We start from the raw sequence: 22,751 nt of genomic DNA on the forward strand, positions 1-22,751 counted from the left end.
TCCTTGCTACAACTTCTGCCTAATGGTTACAAATCACAGGCGACTAAAATCATTAAATATTGCCACAGCCATCAAAGAAAAGATGATCGCCCCACCAATTCGGTATCCCATTTCTTGAATCCTCTCTGGGACAGGACGACGAATAACGGCTTCAATTGCAAAAAACAGTAAGTGTCCGCCATCTAACATTGGCAGTGGTACTAGATTGATAATGCCTAAGTTGACACTAATCAGAGCCAGAAAACCCAAGAAATAGACCAAACCATAGTCAGCGGTAGTTCCAGCTCCTTTGGCAATTGAAATCGGCCCACTCAGATTATTCAACCCCACATCACCGACCACCAGTTTTTTCAACATGCTGACGGTTAAGTTGATCACTTGCTGTGTTTTTTCAACCGCTTTTCCGACTGATTCAAATACACCATATTGCAGCTCAAATCGATAACTTTCCGGCCATTCTGCGACTTTAGGAGCTATTCCCGCAAAACCTATCGTTTTGCCTTGCGGTAACTCACGAACGTCAGGCGTAAGCTCGATAGTCAAGCGTTGTTCATCACGCACAACAACCAATGAAACTGGCTGATTGGGGTGGCTTTGTATCAACTCCACAACTTGCTGCCAATGGTTTATCTTCGCACCGTTGGCTTCGATCAAGGTGTCGCCAACTTCTAACCCGGCCTTCTCTCCGGCGCTGCCTTGAGAAACATTGGTTAGCGTCAGCGATATTTCAGGAACAAATGGTTTAAAACCTAACGCTCCCATAGCAGACTCTGTTTCTGGGTTAAAGTTCCAAGAACGGATATCTAATGTTTTGATTTCATCCACACCAATTTCATTATTGGTTCCGACGGTGAGCGTTAATTGCTCATCACCAATATGGCTAATCAGCCCCATATTGACCGATTCCCAATCTAAGGTATTCACTCCTGAGACTGCTTTGATCTGCATTCCTGGCTCTAAACCCGCTTGAGCGGCGATCGATTGCGGGGCAATTTCGCCAATCACAGGTTTTACCGCTGGAACACCAATTAAGAACACGAGCCAATAGGCAAAAATGGCGAAGAAAAAGTTAAAAGCAGGCCCAGCACTCACGACAGCGACACGTTTCCACAATGGTTTTTGGTCAAAAGCTAAGGGTTTTAATTCAGCTGGAACATCATCAACACGGCTATCGAGCATTTTAACGTAGCCGCCGAGAGGAATAATTGAGAGGTTGTACTCGGTGCCATCTTTGGCTACTCGGCTCCAAAGTGATTTACCAAAGCCAATGGAAAATTTTTCGACTTTAATTCCGCAGCGACGTGCTACCCAAAAATGACCAAATTCATGCACAGCAACCAATATACCTAACGCAATGATGAAAGAGACGAAATTCCACAAAATACCACTCATAATAAATGCTCTTGTATGATTTGCTGGGCAATAGTGCGCGCCATTCTATCGAGCTCTAACAAGCTTTCCAAGTCATAGCAATGTAACTGAGTATGTGCTGCACACACTTTTGACAATACACGTTCATTAACTTGTGCGATATCGGTAAAACGAATTTGCTTATTTAAAAAAGCTTCAACGGCTATTTCGTTGGCTGCATTTAAAGAGGTGGTGGCATGTTGCCCTTGATAGCAAGCATCAATCGCCAATCCCAAACAAGGATAACGCTCGTAGTCCACATCCATAAAACTCAAATTACTTAATTTGGTAAAATCCAGTGCCGGAACACCCGCAGTAATGCGTTCTGGATAAGAGAGAGTTAAAGCAATTGGCGTGGACATATCGGGTTCCCCCATTTGCGCAAGCACCGAACCATCGCGGTACTGCACCATAGAGTGGATCACCGATTGTGGGTGGATTAACACTTTTAATTGCTGTTTCGATGCATTAAACAACCACTTAGCTTCAATATATTCCAAACCTTTGTTCATCATGGTAGCGGAATCAACCGAAATTTTCGGCCCCATCGACCAGTTAGGATGAGCAATCGCTTGCTGTGGTGAAACATCTGCTAACGTGGATACATCACTGTAGCGAAAAGGGCCGCCAGAGCCCGTGAGCAGAATATGTTGCACACCATGTTCTTGTAAATCACAGCGACCCAAAGAGCCTTGAATTTCAGGGGGTAAGCATTGAAAAATCGCGTTATGTTCGCTATCGACAGGGAGCAATTCCGCACCGTGTTTTTCGACCGCATCAATAAACAACTGGCCAGACATCACCAAGGCTTCTTTGTTTGCCAACAAAACACGCTTGCCCGCCTTTACCGCGGCCATGGTTGGTAACAAACCTGCTGCACCAACAATCGCCGCCATCACCGTATCCACCTCATCTAATGCGGCGACGTGGCACATGGCGTCTTCACCAAATAATACGGTTGTTTTTAAGTTCAATGACTGCAATTGAGCTAAAAGCTCATCCGCCGCCTTTTGGTTTGCCATTACCGCATAAACTGGCTGCCAACGCTGGCATAGCTCACGCATTTTATTGACATTATTTCCCGCGGCTAAAGCCACAACGGAAAAGTGTTCGGGATTTTGAGCCACGACTTTTAATGTGCTTGCCCCAATTGAACCTGTGGCCCCGAGAATCGTTAACTTACGCATAGCAACAACCGTGAATTAAGATTGGGGTAAGACAGCTTAACCCAAGCATTAGAAAATGAAATACAGTAGAGCAAAAACAGGAAATGCAGCCGTCAGGCTATCGATACGATCCAAAACGCCGCCATGCCCAGGAATAATATTACTGCTGTCTTTAATTCCTGAAACGCGCTTAAACATACTTTCGACCAGATCACCGAGCACAGAGATAATCACAGTCGCTAATGTAATACCGACCATCGACAGCGTGTTTGTAAACCGGATATCAAACCAATCAGCAGTAAACCACGCCACAATCAATGCCGTAATAATGCCACCAATCAACCCTTCAATGGTTTTATTTGGACTGACTGCTGGTGCCATTTTGTGCTTACCAAAACTTTTGCCCGCAAAATAAGCGCCACTGTCTGCAGCCCAAACAATTAAGCAGACAAATAGCACCAACTTAGCACCGTGGTATGGCTCACTCAAAAAGGCTTCTGCGCGTAAAAAAAGGACGCTCCAGAAAAAAGGAAGTAGCGTAAGCACACCAAAAAGGTGCCTAAGTAGATTGGATTTTTCCCACCATGGACGGGATTTAGGATAGGTAATAGCTAAAAAGCTAGAAAACAGCCACCAAGCCACCCCAACACTTAATATCACATAGTGATTCGAGTTCATGTTGGCTAGGCTAACGGCATCAGGGGAAATCAGTAGGTAACTTGCTCCACCAATGATAATGGCGGGTAACAGCGCCAGATACCTAGATGTCGAATCGATAAACTGCGTCCATTCCCATACACCGACGAGCGCCACAAGGGCCAAAACGGCCATAAATAGGGGGAGTGGCAGTTCAAAAATGCCCAGCATCACCAGTGGAGCTAATATGAGCGCCGTGATAATTCGTTGCTTCAAACTAATGGATCCTTTATTTCTGTTCCATCAATGCCTTAACCTGTTCCCCTGTGCAGCCAAAACGGCGTTCACGGTTAACAAACCAAGTCACTGCTTCAATTAAACTTTCTTCACCAAACTCAGGCCAGTAAATCGGCGTAAAGTACATCTCTGCATAGGCCAATTGCCACAACATAAAATTACTAATACGACATTCACCGCTGGTACGAATGAGCAAATCCACTTCAGGAATATCAGACATCGTTAGCGACTGTGTAATCAGCGTCTCGTCAATCTGATCAGGAGAAAGCTCACCGCTCGCCACTTTGACCGCGATAGAGCGCATTGCTTCTGTGATATCCCATTTTCCGCCATAGTTTGCGGCGATATTAACGACCATGCCACTGTTTGATGAGGTTAACTCTTCTGCCTGAGCGATTTTTGTTTGTAAGCGTGAGCTAAAACGTGTTTTATCACCAATGACTCTAAGACGCAGATTGTTCTTATGCAGTTTTTTTACTTCTGTGGATAGCACAGTAATAAATAACTCCATCAACATGCCTACTTCAGCTTCCGGACGCCGCCAATTTTCACTACTAAAGGCAAACAGAGTAACGGCTTTAATACCCAATTTCGCTGCAGTGGAAATCGTTCTTCGGACCGCTGCTACACCATTCTTATGGCCAAATACACGAGGCTTACCTTGCGCTTTAGCCCAACGGCCATTTCCGTCCATAATGATTGCGATGTGCTGAGGTAATACATCAGATGAGAGGGATGTGTTTTGCATAAGAAATTAATTGATTACCAAACTGATAGGGCAAAATAGCATAAAAAAACGCTGCACTGTGAGCACAGCGTTTTAGAAAGGCTAAAAAGAGCGAATTAAACTTCCATTAACTCTTTTTCTTTTGCAGCAAGAACTTCATCAATTCTCTTAATCGCTACATCGGTAAGTTTTTGAATCTCTTCTTGCGCTTTATGATCTTCGTCTTCAGAGATTTCTTTATCTTTCAGTAGAGCTTTTAAGTCGCCATTGGCATCACGACGAATGTTGCGAACCGCAACGCGACCACCTTCGGCTTCACCACGAACAATTTTCACCAAATTACGACGACGTTCTTCGGTCAGTGGTGGCAGTGGTACACGAATAACCGTACCTGCAGACATTGGGTTTAGACCCAAATCAGACATCAAAATCGCTTTTTCAACTTTTGGCGTCAACTCTTTATCAAAAACAGTGATCGCGAGAGTACGTGCATCTTCAGCTACAACGTTAGCGATTTGATTCAGCGGTGTCGAAGCACCATAGTAATCGACAGAAATGCCGGAGAGTAAACTTGGGTGAGCGCGACCAGTACGTACCTTAGAAAGGTTGTTTTTCAGGGCATCTACGCTCTTATCCATACGCTCTTGAGCGTCTTTCTTGATTTCGTTAATCACAAATATCACCTACTTGTTTTTTTGTTTTGGAGTGATTAGTCAGCGGTGCTAATTAGTGTACCTTCCGCTTCACCCATTACCACGCGACGTAGTGCGCCCGGTTTGTTCATATTAAATACGCGGATTGGCATTTTATGGTCACGCGCTAGCGTAAACGCGGCCAAGTCCATCACTTTTAGCTCTTTTTCAAGCACGGTTGTATAAGACAGCTTATCATACAGTTCTGCGTCTGGGTTTGCCACTGGGTCTGCACTAAATACGCCATCTACTTTTGTCGCTTTTAGAACCACATCCGCTTCAATTTCAATACCGCGCAAACAGGCAGCAGAATCAGTTGTAAAGAATGGGTTACCAGTACCCGCAGAGAAGATCACAACACGGCCTTGACGTAGTTGGCTGATAGCATCGGCCCAATTGTAATCGTCACACACACCTTTAAGAGGAATGGCAGACATCACGCGCGCATTCACATAAGCACGGTGCAAAGCATCACGCATTGCCAAACCATTCATTACGGTTGCCAGCATTCCCATGTGGTCGCCCACAACACGGTTCATGCCCGCTTCAGCAAGACCTGCGCCACGGAATAAGTTACCGCCGCCGATGACAACACCCACTTGAACACCCAGTTCAACCAGTTCTTTTACTTCCTGTGCCATGCGATCTAACACCGCAGGATCAATACCAAAACCTTCTTCGCCTTGTAGCGCTTCACCGCTAAGTTTTAACAGGATACGTTGATAGGCTGGTTTAGGGTTCGTAGTCATGGAGCTTACCTTCCAAATAGAGAGTTGTTAATTAACAGTCATGATTTAAAACTGAATACTGAATTCTAAATCATCACAATTAGTCTCAATATGCCATTCGTAAAAAGACCGCAGCCTTGGCTACGGTCTTTTTTTAGGCAAAATCGCTAGGATTAACCTTTTTGAACCATTGCAACTTCTTCAGCGAAGCTAAGTTCTTGAGCTTTCTCAATACCTTCACCAACTTCTAGACGTACGAAGTTAGTAACGGTTGCGCCTTTAGCTTTCAGCATTGCGCCAACAGTTTGAGAAGGATCCATGATGAACGCTTGACCAGTAAGTGATACTTCACCTGTGAACTTAGTCATGCGGCCTTCAACCATTTTCTCAGCAATTGCCGCTGGCTTGCCAGATTGCATTGCGATTTCGATTTGGATTTCACGCTCTTTAGCCACAACCTCTGCTGGTACATCTTCAGGGTTCACGTACTCAGGTTTTGCAGCAGCAACGTGCATTGCTACGTGTTTGATGGTCTCTTCATCCGCTTCACCAGCAACCACAACACCGATACGGTCGCCATGGCGGTATGAACCTACTTTAGCGCCTTCGATGTAATGAACGCGACGGATAGTGATGTTTTCACCAATTTTAGCAACAAGAGCAATACGTGCTTCTTCAAATTTAGCTTGAAGTGCTGCGATATCTAGACGCTCAGCAAGTGCAACCGCTAGAACTTCGTTAGCAAACGCTAGGAAGCTTGAATCTTTTGCTACGAAGTCAGTTTGGCAGTTCACTTCTAGAAGTGCTGCAAAACCATCAGCTTCTTTAATTAGGATAGTACCTTCAGCTGCGATGTTACCTGCTTTTTTCGCTGCTTTAGCTGCGCCGCTTTTGCGCATGTTTTCAATTGCTAGTTCGATGTCAGCGTTTGCTTCTACAAGCGCTTTTTTACATTCCATCATACCTGCGCCAGTACGCTCGCGCAGTTCTTTTACTAGAGCAGCAGTTACAGTTGCCATTCTCTATTCCTCAGTTGATTCTGGTGGTAAAAATCAGGGGCCGATTGTTTGGCCCCTGATGCTAACTATAACTTGTTCAATGCATCAATCGTGTGACACATATAATCAAGTGTGACTCAGAGCCGCTATTATTCTGCTTCTACGAAACCGTCTTTTGCAGCAGCAAGTGCAGCTGCATCTTTGTTACGACCTTCGTTAACCGTTTCTGCAACAGCATTTAGGTAAAGCTGGATTGCACGGATTGCGTCGTCGTTACCAGGGATAATGTAGTCAACGCCATCTGGGTTAGAGTTAGTATCAACAACAGCGTAAACTGGGATACCTAGGTTGTTTGCTTCTTTAACTGCAATGTGCTCGTGATCTGCATCGATAACGAATAGTGCGTCAGGTAGACCGCCCATATCTTTGATACCACCAAGAGATTTCTCTAGCTTCTCCATTTCACGAGTACGCATTAGAGCTTCTTTCTTAGTTAGCTTATCAAAAGTGCCATCTGTTGCTTGAATTTCAAGCTCTTTTAGACGCTTGATTGACTGACGAACAGTTTTCCAGTTAGTTAGCATGCCGCCCAACCAGCGGTTGTTAACGTAGAATTGGTTGCTTGCGATAGCCGCTTCTTTAACAGCTTCAGATGCTGCGCGTTTAGTACCAACGAAAAGAACTTTACCTTTTTTCTCGCCAACTTTTTGTAGCTCAGCTAGAGCTTCGTTGAACATAGGAACAGTTTTTTCTAAGTTGATGATGTGAACACGGCTACGAGCACCAAAAATGAATGGCTTCATTTTTGGGTTCCAGTAACGAGTCTGGTGACCGAAGTGAACACCAGCTTTTAGCATGTCGCGCATTGATACAGTTGCCATTTAAAAATCCTCTATGGGGTTAGGCCTCCACATTCCCCATGTATCCGACCCCTAACATCTATTCGGTTGTTGCCGATAGTTTTATTGTTGGAGCACCCCGGAACACGTGTCGGAATGTGTGTGATTTAAAGATAATGTGTTTAGAAAGGAAGGTGGGCTTCGTCATTTCAGAAGAAAACGCACTTCGATTCCGGCGCGCTTTATACCATATTTAGCCCTTCTCTGGCTAGAAAAAAATACGACACATCATGGCTTAGGTAAGCTGTAGTTATGCAAACAATTCTTACTTACCGACAGGGATCCCTTGCGATTCATCCATGCACTGCTAGAATAACGCCCATTCGCACAGTTAAGTGCTTAAGAATTAATGCATAGAGAAAGCCGATGTCTGTAAAAATCAAAACTGCTGAAGAAATAGCCAAAATGCGCGTCGCGGGTAAACTGGCTGCCGATGTCCTTGAGATGATTGAACCGCATGTAAAAGTGGGCATCACCACTGAAGAACTTGACCAGATCTGCCACAAGTACATCACTGAAGTACAGCAAGCTATTCCAGCACCATTGAATTACCACGGTTTTCCTAAATCGATCTGTACCTCTATCAATCACATTGTTTGTCACGGTATTCCGGCAACTCAAGATACGCAGTATGGGCAATTACAGCGTCCAGCGGTACTGAAAGAGGGTGATATTCTGAACATTGATATCACAGTCATTAAAGATGGCTACCACGGTGATACCTCAAAGATGTTCTTTGTCGGTGAAGTGTCGCCAGCAGATAAGCGCCTATGTCTTGTTGCGCAAGAGTGTCTTTATATCGGCATGAAGAAGGTCAAACCCGGAGTTCAATTGGGTGAGATTGGTACTGCGATCGAAAAACACATTAAAACCAATAATAAAAATAACCCACGCCTTAAATTTTCGATTGTGAAAGATTATTGCGGTCACGGTATTGGCGCTCAATTTCATGAAGAACCACAAGTGGTTCACTATAAAAACGGCGACAGAACCGTACTGCGTGAAGGGATGATTTTCACTATCGAGCCAATGATTAATGCGGGTAAATTTGGTTGCCGCCTTGATGATGAAGACAATTGGACGGTTTACACCGCTGATGGCAAAAACTCAGCGCAGTGGGAACACACCATTTTGGTTACCGCCACTGGCTGTGAAGTGCTGACGCTGCGTGAAGAAGAAACCATTCCGCGTCTGATGCATAACGCCTAATTACATCGAACCAAAACCTTATCAATCAATATCCCTCTTGCAGGGATATTTTTTTATCTGCAGTGATTTGATACAGTCAGTCTACGTTGTGACATATCACTAGCATGGATTGCCGTTATGCCTTTTCAGTCTCCCCTCACCTTTACTGACACACAACTCACTATCGGCGAGCTTAAACAACAACTTGAACAGTTCACTCAGCATCAGAAACATCAATTTTTGCACCACCATCCGGTCAACGACTTGGTATTAGGCCGCTCTGAATATATGGATCAACTGCTCTACAGGTTATGGGAACATTATTCATTTTCGCAGGTTCCAGACATCGGTTTAGTGGCCGTCGGAGGCTATGGCCGCGGTGAACTTCATCCTCTTTCGGACATCGATATTCTGGTCGTCTCCAATCATACTTTACCCGCTGAACTCGGCAGTAAAATTAGCGAATTCATTACCCTGTTGTGGGATTTGCGTTTAGAAGTAGGCCATGCCGTGCGTACCGTGCAGCAGTGCGCTGAAATTGGCCGTGAAGATTTAACCGTCGCGACAAACTTACAAGAAGCTCGGTTATTATGTGGCAGCGAAGAGACATTTTATAAACTCAAGATGTTGATTCATTCCGAATCGTTTTGGCCAAGCGAAACCTTTTACCGTGCCAAAATTCAAGAGCAGCGCGACCGACACGCTCGTTACCATGACACCACTTATAACCTTGAACCCGATATCAAATCGACTCCTGGAGGCTTGAGGGACATTCATACTTTAAGCTGGGTGGCTAGACGTCACTTTGGTGCAACATCACTGTTTGAAATGAGTCGTTTTGGTTTTTTAACTGATGCTGAATATCGTGAGCTAGTAGAGTGCCAAGACTTTTTATGGCGCGTGCGCTTTGCGCTGCACATTGAATTAAAACGCTATGACAATCGGCTTATTTTTGCTCATCAAGCTCAAGTGGCAGAACATCTGGGCTTTACTGGTGAAGGGAATCGCGCAGTCGAGATGATGATGAAAGAGTTCTACCGTACGCTACGTCGTGTTGCGGAACTCAACAAAATGCTCCTGCGTCTGTTTGATCAAGCCATACTCAATAACGGCGAAGAAGCTGTGGCAGAAATTTTAGATGATGATTTTCAACGTCGTGGCAACTTAATAGAAGCTCGTAAACCCGCGCTTTTCCAAGCTCGTCCAGAAACAATTTTGGATATGTTTATTCATATCGCCAATGATTCCAGCATCGAAAGCGTCGCGCCCACAACCATGCGCCAGTTACGTACAGCCAGAAGGCGGCTCAATAAATTCCTGCACACCATTCCCGAAGCGCGTGAGAAATTCATGGCATTGGTACGTCACCCTAACGCACTACATCGTGCGTTCAGCCTGATGCATAAATTAGGCGTGCTCGCCGCTTATCTTCCCCAATGGAGCCAAATTGTTGGACAAATGCAGTTCGACCTATTCCATGTTTATACGGTCGATGAACACAGCATTCGTCTTCTCAAACACATCAATACCTTTAGCTACGCACAAAATCACGATAAACACCCCATCTGTTGCGAAGTTTACCCACGTCTCCAGAAAAAAGAGATGCTGATTCTGGCCGCTATTTTTCACGACATTGCCAAAGGGCGTGGCGGCGATCACTCTGAAATCGGTGCGGTAGAAGCCTATGATTTTTGTATTGAACACGGTTTATCAAAACCTGAAGCAAAATTAGTTTCTTGGCTGGTACAAAACCACCTCTTGATGTCGGTAACGGCGCAAAGACGCGACATTTACGACCCAGATGTCATTACCGAATTTGCCAAAAAAGTGCGCGATGAAGAGTATCTCGAACATCTTGTTTGCCTGACCGTCGCGGACATCTGCGCTACTAACCCTGAGCTTTGGAACAGTTGGAAACGCACCTTGCTGGCAGAGCTATATCACTCAACACAGCGGGCACTTAGGCGTGGGCTTGAAAACCCGGTAGATGTGCGCGATCGCATTCGCCACAACCAACAAATGGCATCCGCATTGCTTCGTAAAGAAGGCTACAGCGCACGTGAAATTGAAGTGCTTTGGCAGCGCTTTAAAGCCGATTACTTTTTGCGTCACACTCACAAGCAGATCGCTTGGCATTGTGAGCACCTACTCAAACATAGTGACCCAAGCCAACCGCTGATCCTGATGAGCAAAAAAGCCACTCGTGGCGGCACTGAATTGTTTGTTTACACTAAAGATCAACCCGCCCTCTTTGCGACTGTAGTTGCTGAACTGGACCGTCGAAATCTCAATGTTCATGATGCGCAGATCATGTCGAGTAAAGATGGCTACGTCCTTGATACCTTCATGGTACTGGATCAAAACGGCCATGCAATTGACGAAGAGTGTCACCCATCGTTGATCAAACACCTACTCAGTGGGCTAGAAACGGGTTGGCAGAACAAACTGAAATTGCGCCGCACGCCACGTAACTTGCAACATTTTAAAGTCAAAACTAAAGTCGATTTTTTACCCACCAAAAGCAATAAACGAACCTTAATGGAATTAGTCGCACTTGATACTCCGGGACTGCTGGCAACGGTCGGAGCCACATTTGCTGACTTAAACATTAACCTGCATGGTGCAAAAATCACCACCATTGGCGAACGAGCAGAAGATTTGTTTATTCTCACCGGTTCGCAAGGCGGAAAATTGAGTGAAGAAGAAGAGTGCACGTTACGTGAAATGCTGATTAAAAATGTTTCTGAACTCGCGCCAAATTAAACGGAAAAGGAAAGCGATCTGGTCCACAACTTGAACCATTGATATCACGATGAACTATCTCGGGCGAGCATGGACTGCTACATTGAAATGGTTCATTGATGTGTCACAAAATACAATAGAGGTTGCCTATGTATCCCTACCTCACCGGTTTAGGCATTCAAGATCCTAAACAGATTGAGCGCTATTCACTTCGTCAAGAAGCCCATAAAGATGTGTTGAAGATTTACTTTCATAAGCAGAAAGGCGAGCTGTTCGCTAAAAGCGTGAAATTTAAATACCCTCGACAAGTAAAAAATGTATTGGTCGATAGCGGCAGCCATCAATACAAAGAGGTGACGGAGATCAACCGTAATTTAACCTTGGTGATTGATGAACTAAATAAAATCACTAAGCCGGTTCCTATGAGTGATCTCGATCTGAAGCAAAAAATATTGACCGACTTGCGCCATTTGGAAAAAGTGGTCACGAGCAAAATCGCTGAAATTGAAGCTGACTTAGAGACGCTAAAATAGTCTCAAGACGGTAAAGTAACTTTAGATACCCAGAGCATCGAATAACCCTGTTTCAGATAACTCTTCACTGACAAAAAAGGTTCCCAAAGGAACCTTTTTTGTTGATAAGTCTAAGCCGTCAATCAATATTGAACGCTGATCATGTTATAACCAACCCGCCCAAAAGCCGACCCAATACAGCGCAATCGCGGATACAACACCAGCCACGATATCATCGAGCATAATCCCCAAACCACCATGCACTCGTTTATCTAACCAACTAATCGGCCACGGTTTGAGCATATCGAAAAAGCGAAACAGCACGAATCCAGCCACCAGCCATTTCCAATCTAAACTGGGCAATTCAAACAGTGGCACGACTAGCATTGTTATCCAAAAACCGGCAAATTCATCCCACACAATCGAACCGTGGTCATGCACTTTCATGTCGTCAGAAGTCACTTGGCAAATTTTCACGCCCACCAAGCAAGCCAGCACAACCACAGCACAATATACAGTGAGAGGGAGCTGTACTAACAGTAAATAAAAAGGCACTGAGGCAAGCGTTCCCATTGTGCCGGGCACGATAGGCGATAGGCCACTGCCAAAACCCGTGGCCAAAAGATGCCAAGGGTTCTTTAATGAGATTAATGCGATAGGGTTTGTCATCCGTTCACCTTAAAATGATCATAGCCGCTTAACTGCCAATTGAGTTTTTTTCCTTGATGCTGAAGCTCAAAAATACCCTGCGGGCGAATTTGGCCAATGCAACTCACCTTACAACCGCAATGAGCAAGCGCACTTTCGATGGAACCTCGGTTATGCTCTGGAACAGTGAAACACAACTCATACTCTTCACCGCTGGTTAGTGCATATTGCTGTGCTATTTGTCTCTCGCCCACAAACTGCAACAGCTCTTGCGAAATAGGCAACGCACCGACATCTAAACTCACCCCAACATTTGAACGATGCAAAATATGCTTGAGATCAGACACCAAACCATCGGAAATATCAATTGCAGAAGAAGCCAAATGAAGCAATGCTTGGCCAGCAAGAATTCTTGGCGTTGAGAGATAGTGACGCTTTTCAAGCTCTTGGGCAAAAGGTTTATGGCGTAAGCTTGGGTCAAGAACCACATCGAGCCCAGCTTGGCTATCACCGAGTTCACCAGTGACGTAAACCCAATCTCCCACTTTGGCTCCACTGCGCAGCAGCGCCAATTCTTGTGGCACAAAACCTTGTACTGTCAAGGTAATGCTCAGTGGTCCTTTGGTTGTATCCCCACCAATTAGCTGAATATTGTAGTAATTCGCAAGTTCGAAAAAAGCATCACAAAAGGGTTTTAGCCATGCTTCATCGACACTAGGTAGAGTGAGTGCGAGCGATACCCAAGCAGGCGTTGCCCCCATCGCAGCCAAATCACTGATGTTAGATGACAATGCTTTATGAGCCACCCAAGCCGGATTCGCATCGGTTAAAAAATGAGTGCCTGCGACTAAGGTGTCGGTACTGATGGCGATCCGAACATTTTCTGGTGCTTTGACCAATGCACAATCATCTCCTAGAGCAAGAGAGACATCTTTACGTTGTGACTGACGGTTAGAGAAATAGGTATCGATTAAATTGAATTCACCGAACATAAAAAATTCCCTGCCCTGAGTTTTTATTATGTACATCATTTCTCATCGCTTAGGGCTTTCGCGGAGAAAGATCCGTCATAAAAAAGGTCAGCGAATGCTGACCTTTTATTTTAAAACGACTTATTATTTTTTGCGTACATGTGGGGCGGCTTTATCAAGCACGCCATTCACAAATTTATGGCTATCTTCAGCAGCAAATACTTTTGCTAACTCAATCGCCTCATTGATGACCACTTTATATGGCACATCATCGCGACGAGTCATTTCGTACATGGCTAAACGAAGTAACGCCAATTCCATCATGTCTAAGTCTTGCATTGGACGAGACACGAAAGGACGCAATTTGCTATCTAGCTCGGTGTGGCTTAGCACTACACCCGTGAGTAGATCACGGAAATATGCAACGTCGGTTTCTGGAGCCGCTAACGCTGGCTCAGCAGCATGATGCTCTTCTTCATCATACTTACCACCCGAGAGGAATTGCTCTTCGATAGTGGCAACATTTTCTTTTGTAATTTGCCAAGAATAAATTGCTTGTAGCGCAAATTGACGTGCATTACGACGTGCGGCTGGTTTCACACTGGCCCCCATTAGGAATCGATTTCTGAAAGAACGTTAATCATCTCAAGCGCGCTTAGTGCAGCTTCTGCACCTTTGTTACCAGCCTTGGTTCCCGCGCGTTCAATGGCTTGATCGATGGTATCAACAGTTAGAACACCAAATGCTACTGGAAGGCTGTATTCCAGAGACACTTGCGCCAAACCTTTATTGCATTCACTGCACACATAATCAAAGTGTGGCGTACCACCACGAATCACAGTGCCAAGAGACACGATAGCGTCGTATTTACCCGTTTTTGCTACGCGTTGAGCAGTAAGAGGTAATTCGACAGCACCAGGGCAGCGAACAACAGTAATATTGTCATCGCTAACTTGTCCGTGACGCTTTAAAGTATCGATTGCACCAGAAAGCAGGCTTTCGTTAATAAAACTGTTGAAACGAGAAATAACGATAGCAATTTTTGCATTTGGTGCGGGGAAACCACCCTCGATCACTTTCATAAGCCTTCCTTTAACTATATAAACAAGTGAGAATCGCCGGATTCTAGCACAATTTTGTGAGCAATATCTAATGGAAATTCGGCTTAGACGGCAAACCAAGCGGCTAATCAGCGAAATAATAAAGGAAGCGTTGGGCTTCCTTTATTGGTTTTATTACGGTGTATTTTTAAATGTGACCTTAGGTTCTAAGCGCTAAAACGAGATGACGTTATTGGCAAACATACTCAGTCACATTCAAGCCGAAACCGCCTAAAGCGTGATACTTTTTATTGGCTGAAGAGAGTAAACGCATATCACGAACACCTAAATCCGCCAGAATTTGTGAACCAATCCCCACACGGCGTGAAGTACCTTGTTTTTTCGCTAAAGTAGGCGCTTGGCCTTTGTCTTGTTGCTCAAACATTTTAACGCGATGGATCAATAAGTCGCTCGACTCTTCATTACCTAAAATGACCAATACGCCGCCCTCTTGGCCGATACGCTGCATCGCTTTATCTAAAGTCCAACTGCGTTCAGCATTGCGATCGCTACGCAGTAAATCGGTAAAGGTATCGTGCAGATGAACTCGCACCAATGGCGCTTGACCATCCAATGTGCCTTTTTGCAATGCGTAGTGGATCTGATTATCAATCACGTCGCGGTAAGTGATCAGTTCAAATTCACCGTATTCTGTCGGCAACTTGCACTGTGCAACACGCTCAATGGTCGTCTCCGTATTGTTACGGTATTCAATCAGATCAGCAATCGTACCGAGTTTTAAACCATGTTGCTCGGCAAACACTTCAAGATCAGGGCGACGCGCCATGGTGCCATCATCATTTAAAATTTCGACGATCACAGAGGCGGGCTCTAATCCCGCAAGGCGCGCTAAATCACAACCGGCTTCCGTGTGTCCAGCGCGAGTTAAAACGCCCCCCTCTTGCGCAGCCAGTGGGAAAATGTGCCCAGGTTGCACTAAGTCTGAAGCTTTCGCCTCTTTCGCCACCGCAGCTTGTACCGTCACGGCTCGATCGGCCGCTGAAATGCCGGTGGTTACGCCTTCGGCCGCTTCAATCGAGACGGTAAAATTGGTGGTGTATTGAGCATTATTATCCTGCACCATAGGAGCCAAGCCTAAACGCTGACAACGAGCTTTAGTCATGGTTAAGCAGATCAGGCCACGACCAAATTTAGCCATAAAATTAATCGCTTCAGGAGTAACGTGCTCGGCGGCCATGATCAAGTCACCTTCGTTCTCACGATCTTCGTCATCCATTAAGATGACCATTTTCCCAAGGCGAATATCTTCAATGATCTCTTGCGGGGTACTTATTGGCATACTCTATTTTCCTATCGCTGAACTATTTTCCGCACAGTCCCTGACTTAGCTTTATCCACGACCGTGGTGGCATGGGACAATGCGCGGTTTACGCAAAACCATTTTGTTGTAAAAATGCTAAGCTAATTTTTGACTCTGGTGTCTCTTCATCTTGCTGGTTTTGCAGCAAACGCTCCATATAACGCGCGAGCACATCCACTTCCAAATTCACTTTACGCCCAACATGAAACGCATCAATGGTCGTTTCGGCAGAAGTGTGAGGCACTATGGTCAGCTTAAAGGCATTCTTTCTTAAATCATTCACAGTGAGGCTGATACCATCTACTGTAATTGAGCCTTTTTCAGCCACGTATTTATTCAATGCCGGTGGGATCGCTACCCAAAACTCTATCGAACGACCAACGGGATTACGTTCAATGATTTCACCAACACCGTCAACGTGCCCAGAAACAATGTGTCCACCAAAACGAGTGGTGGGCAACATGGCTTTTTCTAGGTTGACCTTGTCACCAACTTGATAGTGAGCAAACCCGGTTTTGTTGAGCGTTTCTAGTGAGAGATCCGCTGTATATTGAGTGCTGTTATAATCTACCACGGTCAAACAGACACCATTTGTGGCAATACTGTCACCAAGTTTGACATCGCTCATATCAAGATGACCGACTTTCACGGTCACACTGATGTCTTCACCTTTGGGCGTAATCGCGGCAAGTGTACCTACCGCCTCGATAATTCCTGTAAACATGCTATTTATCTTTTATTTTAGGTACGGCAATGATCCGAATATCCGGCCCAACTTGTCGTACATCTTTGATGATTAACTCTAGCGTATCCGCCATGGAAGATAGCCCCAAAGCACCAAATAGCCCCCGACCATCACTACCCATGATTTTAGGCGCTAAGTACAAAATGATCTCATCGACCAATTGGGCTTGGATCAGTGAACGAGCCAGTGTGGCACCAGCTTCTACCCAGAGATGATTCATTTGTGACTGCTCAGCTAAATAAGCTAAGGTATCCGCTAACTCAAATTGTGTCTGGTTGCTATTGAGCAATGACGTATGTTCAGTGCCAAGCACCAATACTTCACCGGAATGTTGATACAGCTTTAGACCATCATGGAGTTGGTTTTGCCTGTCAAGAATGACTCGCACTGGTTGGCGTAACTGATGTTGTGGGTAGTTCACTTGCACTGATGGAGGCAGTTCATCCCAACGCACAGTCAATGAAGCATCATCTTCAATCACTGTTTTGCTGGTCGATAAAATCCCACCCGCTTTGGCGCGAAATTTTTGCACATCTCGCCGCGCGGCCGCTGAAGTGATCCATTGACTCTGACCATTATTGAGTGCCGTTTGTCCATCAAGACTTGCGGCCATTTTCAATTGGACAAAGGGCATCCCACTTGTCATGCGTTTAATAAAACCCGGATTGAGCGCGATGGCATCCGCTTCTAACAAACCGACTTCGACTTCAATCCCAGCGTCATGCAGCATTTGAATACCACGCCCAGCGACTTGAGGATTCGGATCTTGCATTGCGCAAATCACTTTCGCCACTTTGGCGTTAATCAAGCCTTCAGCGCAAGGCGGTGTACGGCCATGATGCGAGCAAGGCTCTAAAGTGACATAAGCGGTAGCGCCTTGCGCTTGCTCTTTTGCCATGCGTAAGGCGTGCACTTCGGCATGCGGCTCACCAGCACGCGCATGAAAACCTTCACCAACAATCTGCTCTCCTTGAGTGATCACGCAGCCGACATTGGGGTTAGGTTGAGTGGTAAAAACGCCACCTTTGGCAAGCTCAATGGCTCGCGACATCATTTGATAATCAAAAGGAGTAAACATAAGCGATTAATCTTCCAGCTTCGCGATTTCTTCACCAAACTCACGAATATCTTCAAAACTGCGATACACGGAGGCAAAGCGGATGTAAGCGACTTTATCGAGTACTTTGAGCTGCTCCATCACCAAGTTACCAATCATTTTACTTGGGACTTCTCGCTCACCAGTAGCTCGCAACTGAGATTTAATCATACTGATTGCAAGCTCAATCGCATCGGCGCTGACGGGGCGTTTTTCTAATGCTCGCTGTATACCACCGACCATTTTATCTTCGTTAAACGGTTCACGATTTCCATTTGATTTGATGACTCTTGGCATCAAGAGCTCGGCCGATTCAAACGTGGTAAAACGTTCATTACATGCCAAACATTGACGGCGACGGCGCACTTGATGGCCATCTGCGACAAGACGAGAATCAATCACTTTGGTATCGTTCTCTGAACAAAAAGGACAATGCATATCACCTCCATAGCAATGAGCATCAGTGTACCGGAATTAGTACGCAAGTTGAACGCAAAAGGGGCATCAGCCCCTTTTCAATCTCTATTTTGTTAACAACCACACTTTGCGTTATCCATAACGAAAAGAACTTAACGGCGTGATAAGTAATTGGCTTTGCCAACCCACTTGTAACTGGTCAACTCTTCTAAGCCCATCGGCCCGCGAGCGTGCAATTTTTGGGTCGAAACGGCCACTTCAGCACCTAAACCAAATTGAGCCCCATCGGTAAAACGCGTCGAAGCATTGACATACACTGCAGCAGAGCCCGCTGAATTAATAAACAGCTCTGCATTAAATAGGTCATTTGTCATGATCGCATCCGAATGGCTTGCATTGTGTTCACGCATATGTTCAATCGCTTGCTGCACGTCATCGACCACTTTGACGCCCAAAGTGTAACTTAGCCATTCGGTGTCAAAATCGCCTTCAACGGCCTCTCTCAACTGTTTCGCATGGCTCATGCAGGCTTGGGCTTTTGGCTCAACAACGAAGGTCACTTGATCATTAAGTCGTAGCACCAGTTTTGCCAAAAATTCACTCGCAATCGCTTGATGAACCAGCAAAGTATCCAGTGCGTTGCACGCAGAAGGGCGCTGAATTTTGGCGTTTTCAATTACCTCGACTGATTTGTCCAGATCCGCCGATTGGTCAACAAAAATATGGCTAATGCCAAAACCACCAATAATCACCGGAATCGTGCTGTTTTCTTTGCACATTTTATGTAGGCTAGCGCCGCCGCGCGGAATGATCATATCAACATATTCATCCAGCTTGAGCAGCTGTGAAACCAGTTCGCGATCCGGTTTTTCAATATACTGCACCGCAGCCGCTGGAAGTTGCGCTTTTTCTAGCGCCGATTGAATAACGTTGACTAGCGCCATATTGGAGAAAAAGGTCTCTTTCCCTCCCCGTAAAATACTGGCGTTACCCGTTTTTAAACACAGTGCTGCAATATCAATGGTTACATTCGGACGCGCTTCATAAATAACGCCCACCACACCTAACGGTACTCGGCGGCGAGACAATGACAATCCGTTTTCAAGCACTCGGCTATCGATTTCACTACCGACAGGGTCATTGAGATTAATCACATTACGCACGTCATTAGCAATGGCTTGCAGGCGCGATTCATTGAGCAATAGGCGATCAAGCATGGCATCGTTCAACCCGGCTTGGCGGGCCAGTCCGATATCTTGAGCATTCGCTTTTAAAATCGCGGCGCTCTGCGCCTCCAGTTCATCGGCAATGATCGCTAATGCATTGTTTTTTTGTGTCGTTGAAACGGTAGCGAGCTGGAAAGCGGCCTGTTTGGCGGCTTTACCCATTATGGTTAAATCCACTTTCTTTTCCTTACTATTCTTGGATCACAACAAGATCATCGCGATGAATGACTTCTGAGCCATAATCGTAACCTAAAATGCCTCCGATATCTTTGCTGTGTTTGCCCGCGATTTTGGCTAAGTCTTGGCTGGAATAAGCGGCGATGCCACGGGCAATTAATACGCCTTGTTTATCGGTTACTCGCGCCACTTCACCACGTGCAAAAGTACCACTGACATTCACTACCCCTTTCGCTAATAAGCTACTGCCATTCGCGACTACAGCGTTGACGGCTCCGCCATCAATGACAATGTCACCAGAAGCGGCAGGACCCGCTAAAATCCAGCGTTTGCGGTTTTCTAACGCTTCGGTACATGGCAAGAAACGGGTGCCTTGCGGCGCATCACTTAAAGAATCAAAAATAACGTTGCTGGCACGCCCTGCGGCGATAATGACTTCAATCCCTGCACGACGAGCAATATCAGCGGCCTGAAGCTTAGTTGCCATACCTCCGGTGCCAAGCGTAGTACCACTACCCCCAGCGATTTTACGCAAGGTATCATCAATGGTTTTGACTTCTTTAATTAGTTCAGCGTTAGGATCTTTACGCGGGTCTGCGGTGAAGAGCCCTTTTTGGTCAGTGAGCAGCAATAGTTTATCGGCACCGCATAAAATACCGACCAGGGCTGACAAATTGTCGTTGTCGCCCACTTTGATTTCACTGGTTGCCACTGCATCATTTTCGTTGACGACGGGAATAATATCGTGCTCGACCAAAGCATTAATGGTATCTCGTGCATTCAAAAAACGCTCACGATCTTCTAGATCGGCACGAGTCAGTAGCATTTGACCTATTTTAATCCCATAGATGGCAAAAAGAGATTCCCATGCTTGAATCAGTTGACTCTGCCCAACCGCAGCAAGCAACTGTTTGCTAGCCATTGCGTTGGGGAGTGCGGGGTAACCTAAGTGTTCTCGACCAGCGGCAATTGCGCCCGACGATACAATCACCACTGAGTGGCCTTGCTTTTTCAGTTCAGCACATTGACGGACAAGCTCAACCATATGAGCTCTATCTAACGCCAAAGTACCACCGGTTAATACACTGGTTCCTAGCTTCACAACGATTGTTTGAAGTTGCACCGCTTTTCCGCTTTGTTGATTCGTTGTCATGATTTCTTCTGAAATGGAAAACACATAAGAGCTGATGTTTTAGCAATCAAAGCAATAATTCACAAGTAGAAAAGGTGCTAAAAAGCACCTTTTTCATCACGAGGGTAAGGGGATAACGAAAATCAGACGAATTCAGCGGAATCTTGTGCAATCTCAACACTCAATTCAAAGCGCTCATAGAGACTCGCTACCAGTTTGGCATGAAACTCTTCTTGGGTACGTTTGACTTCAGAAAATACGGATTTAGGAATCGCGTCGGCATCCCACGCGCCAGCTAAGTTGTAACGTCCTGTATGATACTTAGCCTCAAACCCTGATTCTTTCTTAGTAAGTTCCAGCCACCAGCCCCAAAACTCTCGTTTTTCTGGGGATTTTTTGTCATTAACGCAAGACGCAAGGCAATCAAATAAGTAGTGATCCTCACGACATTGGCCTTCTCGTAAATAAGGTCCAATAGCTTTTAAAGCAGACAATAAGCGATAATGAGTCGGGGTGTGGGTCATTTCTGACATATTGACTCTCCATTTCAATGTTAAGAACGATCATTATTTTTATTAATCATATGCTTGTTACCGCATACCAATATCATGCTTAACTAATTTAGTAGAAAAGTCACCTAAATAGCTCATCTTCTAACCACTTTATCGCTAAATCGAGGGATTGCTCATATCCTTGTGTAATTGTTTTGCTTTTTATCTGTTTCGCTTTGCCATATTCACTAAAAATTGCAACTAATTGATTATCTGAATAGGGTGAAATGGGATCACCTTCTAATCCTAAAGCCAAAATCGGAACTTTAGTTCGCCTACTGGTTAAAAAACCTTGCACTTTCAGTGACCACGCTCGCATCAACCCAGCAAGGCTATTAATATCCACCACGTCTTTACCTAAACGAGACGCCAGCACATCAATATACATTTTGGGCATTTTTTTCAATTTTTCTGGCGAAGCTAAAATATCGTGGATAGGTGCACCTAATGAAACACAAGCCTTGATTTTATCTTGCTCTAGAAAAGAGAGCCTGATCATAGAGTTACCACCAAATCGAAATCCAACAAGCCCCACTTTTCGATGATCAACCCAAGGCAAGCTTTCCAGTTCATTGAGTACGGCTTGATGCAGACATGAAGAATCTTCAGTTAAAGGCCAATGGGAGCTATGACCTACGGAGGGCATATCAATGGTTAACATCGCAATATCTCTAGGCGCGAGATAATCTCTAAACAAACGCCACATATCCGTCTGCAAACTGTCTAAACCGGCACTAACCAAAACGACCGGATGAGGCCTATCGGTATTGGGCAAATGCAAATTAGCGACTATTTTTTTGTTCTTATAGGGTACTTCAATCTGCTTAATCACATAACGAGTCAATTTGGCCGCTTCGTTATAAGCGCTGTTTGACAGTATCTGTGCCTGCAAGGATAAATTATCATTTTTTAGATGCGGATAACCAGCAATGCTAAAGCAGAGCGACGCGGAAAAAAGTTCATTGGCCGCCTCTTCGTCTTGCTTGTCATTAGCGCGCTTTTGGTGACGCATACCCAGCTTAGTCCACTCGTATGCCCAGTTACCACTGTGATAGCCCATAACCGTATCTAACCAATCCGCTTCGGTTCGCGAATGTTTCGAAGAGGCAATGCGGGCGAGAACTTCTTCTTGCTCTACAGGATCAACACCTTGCCATATCCACTGTAAACGCCTGAGATTTCGATACCAAACGTACCCTTCTTGTTGTTTTTTAAGATCCAAAATTTCTTGGCTACTTGGCATATAGCGAATTAATGCCGAGGTTTCTTGAGCTTGCTTGTGTTTCTGGAACAAGGTTTCAGAAAGATTTTGGCTGTTAGATTCAGACATAAGTCGATTCAATTGAGAGCGGTGCTCTAATAGTAATAAAAA

General features: G+C 45.2%; 23 protein-coding genes. 3 read left to right on the plus strand and 20 right to left on the minus strand.

Translation table 11 applies throughout. The features are described 5' to 3' along the window. Positions 1-33: 33 nt before the first annotated feature. From rseP to rpsB, 8 genes are all read right to left on the minus strand, one after another. The gene (rseP, locus tag AACQ42_RS17375) at positions 34-1,392 is read right to left on the minus strand and encodes a sigma E protease regulator RseP (protein ID WP_094166229.1); all 1,359 of its coding nucleotides are present in this window, start codon (positions 1,390-1,392) and stop codon (positions 34-36) included. Beyond that, positions 1,389-2,597 carry a 1-deoxy-D-xylulose-5-phosphate reductoisomerase gene (ispC, locus tag AACQ42_RS17380; RefSeq protein WP_094166230.1) on the minus strand — a complete coding sequence of 403 codons (1,209 nt, stop codon included), beginning with the start codon at positions 2,595-2,597 and terminating at the stop codon, positions 1,389-1,391. The genes rseP and ispC overlap by 4 nt, the downstream gene beginning before the upstream one ends. A 48-nt stretch (positions 2,598-2,645) precedes the next feature. Further along, positions 2,646-3,488, minus strand: a complete 843-nt coding sequence (locus AACQ42_RS17385; protein WP_017047317.1) for a phosphatidate cytidylyltransferase — start codon at positions 3,486-3,488, stop codon at positions 2,646-2,648. A gap of 13 nt (positions 3,489-3,501) precedes the next feature. Further along, the gene (locus AACQ42_RS17390; RefSeq protein WP_094166231.1) at positions 3,502-4,257 is read right to left on the minus strand and encodes an isoprenyl transferase; all 756 of its coding nucleotides are present in this window, start codon (positions 4,255-4,257) and stop codon (positions 3,502-3,504) included. Positions 4,258-4,352: 95 nt separating this feature from the next. Then, a complete protein-coding gene (gene frr, locus AACQ42_RS17395; protein WP_010320122.1) occupies positions 4,353-4,910 on the minus strand; it encodes a ribosome recycling factor in 558 nt (185 codons plus the stop codon). 35 nt (positions 4,911-4,945) lie between these two features. Further along, positions 4,946-5,677: a UMP kinase gene (gene pyrH, locus AACQ42_RS17400; RefSeq protein ID WP_010320123.1), complete on the minus strand. Its 732-nt coding sequence runs from the start codon at positions 5,675-5,677 to the stop codon at positions 4,946-4,948. 152 nt (positions 5,678-5,829) lie between these two features. Beyond that, positions 5,830-6,675, minus strand: coding sequence for a translation elongation factor Ts (gene tsf / locus AACQ42_RS17405; protein ID WP_013856205.1), 846 nt, complete (start codon positions 6,673-6,675; stop codon positions 5,830-5,832). A 128-nt stretch (positions 6,676-6,803) separates the two neighbouring features. After that, positions 6,804-7,535: a 30S ribosomal protein S2 gene (gene rpsB / locus AACQ42_RS17410; protein ID WP_013856204.1), complete on the minus strand. Its 732-nt coding sequence runs from the start codon at positions 7,533-7,535 to the stop codon at positions 6,804-6,806. A 384-nt stretch (positions 7,536-7,919) separates the two neighbouring features. On the opposite strand from rpsB, the gene map reads away from it, so the two are divergent. The 3 genes from map (at position 7,920) to AACQ42_RS17425 (ending at position 12,016) form a co-directional block, all read left to right on the plus strand. Further along, positions 7,920-8,762, plus strand: coding sequence for a type I methionyl aminopeptidase (map, locus tag AACQ42_RS17415; protein ID WP_017044011.1), 843 nt, complete (start codon positions 7,920-7,922; stop codon positions 8,760-8,762). A 117-nt stretch (positions 8,763-8,879) separates the two neighbouring features. After that, positions 8,880-11,504 (plus strand): bifunctional uridylyltransferase/uridylyl-removing protein GlnD, encoded by a 2,625-nt coding sequence (glnD, locus tag AACQ42_RS17420; protein ID WP_094166232.1) that lies wholly within the window; start codon positions 8,880-8,882, stop codon positions 11,502-11,504. Positions 11,505-11,632: 128 nt separating this feature from the next. Continuing rightward, positions 11,633-12,016, plus strand: a complete 384-nt coding sequence (locus AACQ42_RS17425; RefSeq protein WP_094166233.1) for a DUF3461 family protein — start codon at positions 11,633-11,635, stop codon at positions 12,014-12,016. Between the two features lie 144 nt (positions 12,017-12,160). On the opposite strand, the gene pgpA is transcribed toward AACQ42_RS17425, so the two are convergent. The 12 genes from pgpA to frsA form a co-directional block, all read right to left on the minus strand. After that, the gene (pgpA, locus tag AACQ42_RS17430) at positions 12,161-12,664 is read right to left on the minus strand and encodes a phosphatidylglycerophosphatase A (protein WP_013856199.1); all 504 of its coding nucleotides are present in this window, start codon (positions 12,662-12,664) and stop codon (positions 12,161-12,163) included. Continuing rightward, entirely contained in the window at positions 12,661-13,635 is a 975-nt protein-coding gene (gene thiL / locus AACQ42_RS17435; protein ID WP_094123770.1) for a thiamine-phosphate kinase, read from the minus strand. The genes pgpA and thiL overlap by 4 nt, the downstream gene beginning before the upstream one ends. 123 nt (positions 13,636-13,758) lie before the next feature. Then, positions 13,759-14,226, minus strand: a complete 468-nt coding sequence (gene nusB / locus AACQ42_RS17440) for a transcription antitermination factor NusB (RefSeq protein ID WP_013856197.1) — start codon at positions 14,224-14,226, stop codon at positions 13,759-13,761. Then, a complete protein-coding gene (gene ribH, locus AACQ42_RS17445; RefSeq protein WP_026027639.1) occupies positions 14,226-14,696 on the minus strand; it encodes a 6,7-dimethyl-8-ribityllumazine synthase in 471 nt (156 codons plus the stop codon). The genes nusB and ribH overlap by 1 nt, the downstream gene beginning before the upstream one ends. A 208-nt stretch (positions 14,697-14,904) precedes the next feature. Further along, positions 14,905-16,014: a bifunctional 3,4-dihydroxy-2-butanone-4-phosphate synthase/GTP cyclohydrolase II gene (ribBA, locus tag AACQ42_RS17450; RefSeq protein WP_013856195.1), complete on the minus strand. Its 1,110-nt coding sequence runs from the start codon at positions 16,012-16,014 to the stop codon at positions 14,905-14,907. Between the two features lie 88 nt (positions 16,015-16,102). Continuing rightward, the gene (locus AACQ42_RS17455; protein ID WP_010320134.1) at positions 16,103-16,759 is read right to left on the minus strand and encodes a riboflavin synthase; all 657 of its coding nucleotides are present in this window, start codon (positions 16,757-16,759) and stop codon (positions 16,103-16,105) included. Between the two features lies 1 nt (position 16,760). Continuing rightward, positions 16,761-17,858, minus strand: coding sequence for a bifunctional diaminohydroxyphosphoribosylaminopyrimidine deaminase/5-amino-6-(5-phosphoribosylamino)uracil reductase RibD (gene ribD / locus AACQ42_RS17460; RefSeq protein WP_094124762.1), 1,098 nt, complete (start codon positions 17,856-17,858; stop codon positions 16,761-16,763). 6 nt (positions 17,859-17,864) lie between these two features. Further along, complete coding sequence (gene nrdR / locus AACQ42_RS17465) at positions 17,865-18,314, minus strand: transcriptional regulator NrdR (protein WP_010320136.1); 450 nt, start codon at positions 18,312-18,314, stop codon at positions 17,865-17,867. A 131-nt stretch (positions 18,315-18,445) separates the two neighbouring features. Beyond that, positions 18,446-19,696, minus strand: coding sequence for a glutamate-5-semialdehyde dehydrogenase (locus tag AACQ42_RS17470; protein ID WP_094166234.1), 1,251 nt, complete (start codon positions 19,694-19,696; stop codon positions 18,446-18,448). Positions 19,697-19,709: 13 nt separating this feature from the next. Continuing rightward, positions 19,710-20,849: a glutamate 5-kinase gene (gene proB, locus AACQ42_RS17475; protein WP_038148735.1), complete on the minus strand. Its 1,140-nt coding sequence runs from the start codon at positions 20,847-20,849 to the stop codon at positions 19,710-19,712. Positions 20,850-20,971: 122 nt separating this feature from the next. Beyond that, positions 20,972-21,361, minus strand: a complete 390-nt coding sequence (gene crl, locus AACQ42_RS17480; protein WP_026027640.1) for a sigma factor-binding protein Crl — start codon at positions 21,359-21,361, stop codon at positions 20,972-20,974. Between the two features lie 100 nt (positions 21,362-21,461). Then, a complete protein-coding gene (gene frsA / locus AACQ42_RS17485; protein ID WP_094166235.1) occupies positions 21,462-22,709 on the minus strand; it encodes an esterase FrsA in 1,248 nt (415 codons plus the stop codon). Positions 22,710-22,751 lie beyond the last annotated feature (42 nt).

The sequence above is a fragment of the Vibrio sp. V12_P9A6T4 genome (assembly GCF_963874835.1).
GTDB classification, from domain to species: domain Bacteria; phylum Pseudomonadota; class Gammaproteobacteria; order Enterobacterales; family Vibrionaceae; genus Vibrio; species Vibrio anguillarum.

What these genes read in the sequence shown, in the direction of transcription:
- AACQ42_RS17425 (WP_094166233.1), top strand. Translation starts at nt 11,633, where the DNA reads ATGTATCCCTACCTCACCGGTTTAGGCATTCAAGATCCTAAACAGATT.
- map (WP_017044011.1), top strand. Translation starts at nt 7,920, where the DNA reads ATGTCTGTAAAAATCAAAACTGCTGAAGAAATAGCCAAAATGCGCGTC.
- ispC (WP_094166230.1), bottom strand. Translation starts at nt 2,597, where the DNA reads ATGCGTAAGTTAACGATTCTCGGGGCCACAGGTTCAATTGGGGCAAGC.
- pgpA (WP_013856199.1), bottom strand. Translation starts at nt 12,664, where the DNA reads ATGACAAACCCTATCGCATTAATCTCATTAAAGAACCCTTGGCATCTT.
- ribH (WP_026027639.1), bottom strand. Translation starts at nt 14,696, where the DNA reads ATGAAAGTGATCGAGGGTGGTTTCCCCGCACCAAATGCAAAAATTGCT.
- tsf (WP_013856205.1), bottom strand. Translation starts at nt 6,675, where the DNA reads ATGGCAACTGTAACTGCTGCTCTAGTAAAAGAACTGCGCGAGCGTACT.
- thiL (WP_094123770.1), bottom strand. Translation starts at nt 13,635, where the DNA reads ATGTTCGGTGAATTCAATTTAATCGATACCTATTTCTCTAACCGTCAG.
- AACQ42_RS17390 (WP_094166231.1), bottom strand. Translation starts at nt 4,257, where the DNA reads ATGCAAAACACATCCCTCTCATCTGATGTATTACCTCAGCACATCGCA.
- nrdR (WP_010320136.1), bottom strand. Translation starts at nt 18,314, where the DNA reads ATGCATTGTCCTTTTTGTTCAGAGAACGATACCAAAGTGATTGATTCT.
- pyrH (WP_010320123.1), bottom strand. Translation starts at nt 5,677, where the DNA reads ATGACTACGAACCCTAAACCAGCCTATCAACGTATCCTGTTAAAACTT.
- AACQ42_RS17455 (WP_010320134.1), bottom strand. Translation starts at nt 16,759, where the DNA reads ATGTTTACAGGAATTATCGAGGCGGTAGGTACACTTGCCGCGATTACG.
- proB (WP_038148735.1), bottom strand. Translation starts at nt 20,849, where the DNA reads ATGACAACGAATCAACAAAGCGGAAAAGCGGTGCAACTTCAAACAATC.
- glnD (WP_094166232.1), top strand. Translation starts at nt 8,880, where the DNA reads ATGCCTTTTCAGTCTCCCCTCACCTTTACTGACACACAACTCACTATC.
- crl (WP_026027640.1), bottom strand. Translation starts at nt 21,361, where the DNA reads ATGTCAGAAATGACCCACACCCCGACTCATTATCGCTTATTGTCTGCT.
- rseP (WP_094166229.1), bottom strand. Translation starts at nt 1,392, where the DNA reads ATGAGTGGTATTTTGTGGAATTTCGTCTCTTTCATCATTGCGTTAGGT.
- frsA (WP_094166235.1), bottom strand. Translation starts at nt 22,709, where the DNA reads ATGTCTGAATCTAACAGCCAAAATCTTTCTGAAACCTTGTTCCAGAAA.
- ribBA (WP_013856195.1), bottom strand. Translation starts at nt 16,014, where the DNA reads ATGCCAATAAGTACCCCGCAAGAGATCATTGAAGATATTCGCCTTGGG.
- rpsB (WP_013856204.1), bottom strand. Translation starts at nt 7,535, where the DNA reads ATGGCAACTGTATCAATGCGCGACATGCTAAAAGCTGGTGTTCACTTC.
- nusB (WP_013856197.1), bottom strand. Translation starts at nt 14,226, where the DNA reads ATGGGGGCCAGTGTGAAACCAGCCGCACGTCGTAATGCACGTCAATTT.
- ribD (WP_094124762.1), bottom strand. Translation starts at nt 17,858, where the DNA reads ATGTTTACTCCTTTTGATTATCAAATGATGTCGCGAGCCATTGAGCTT.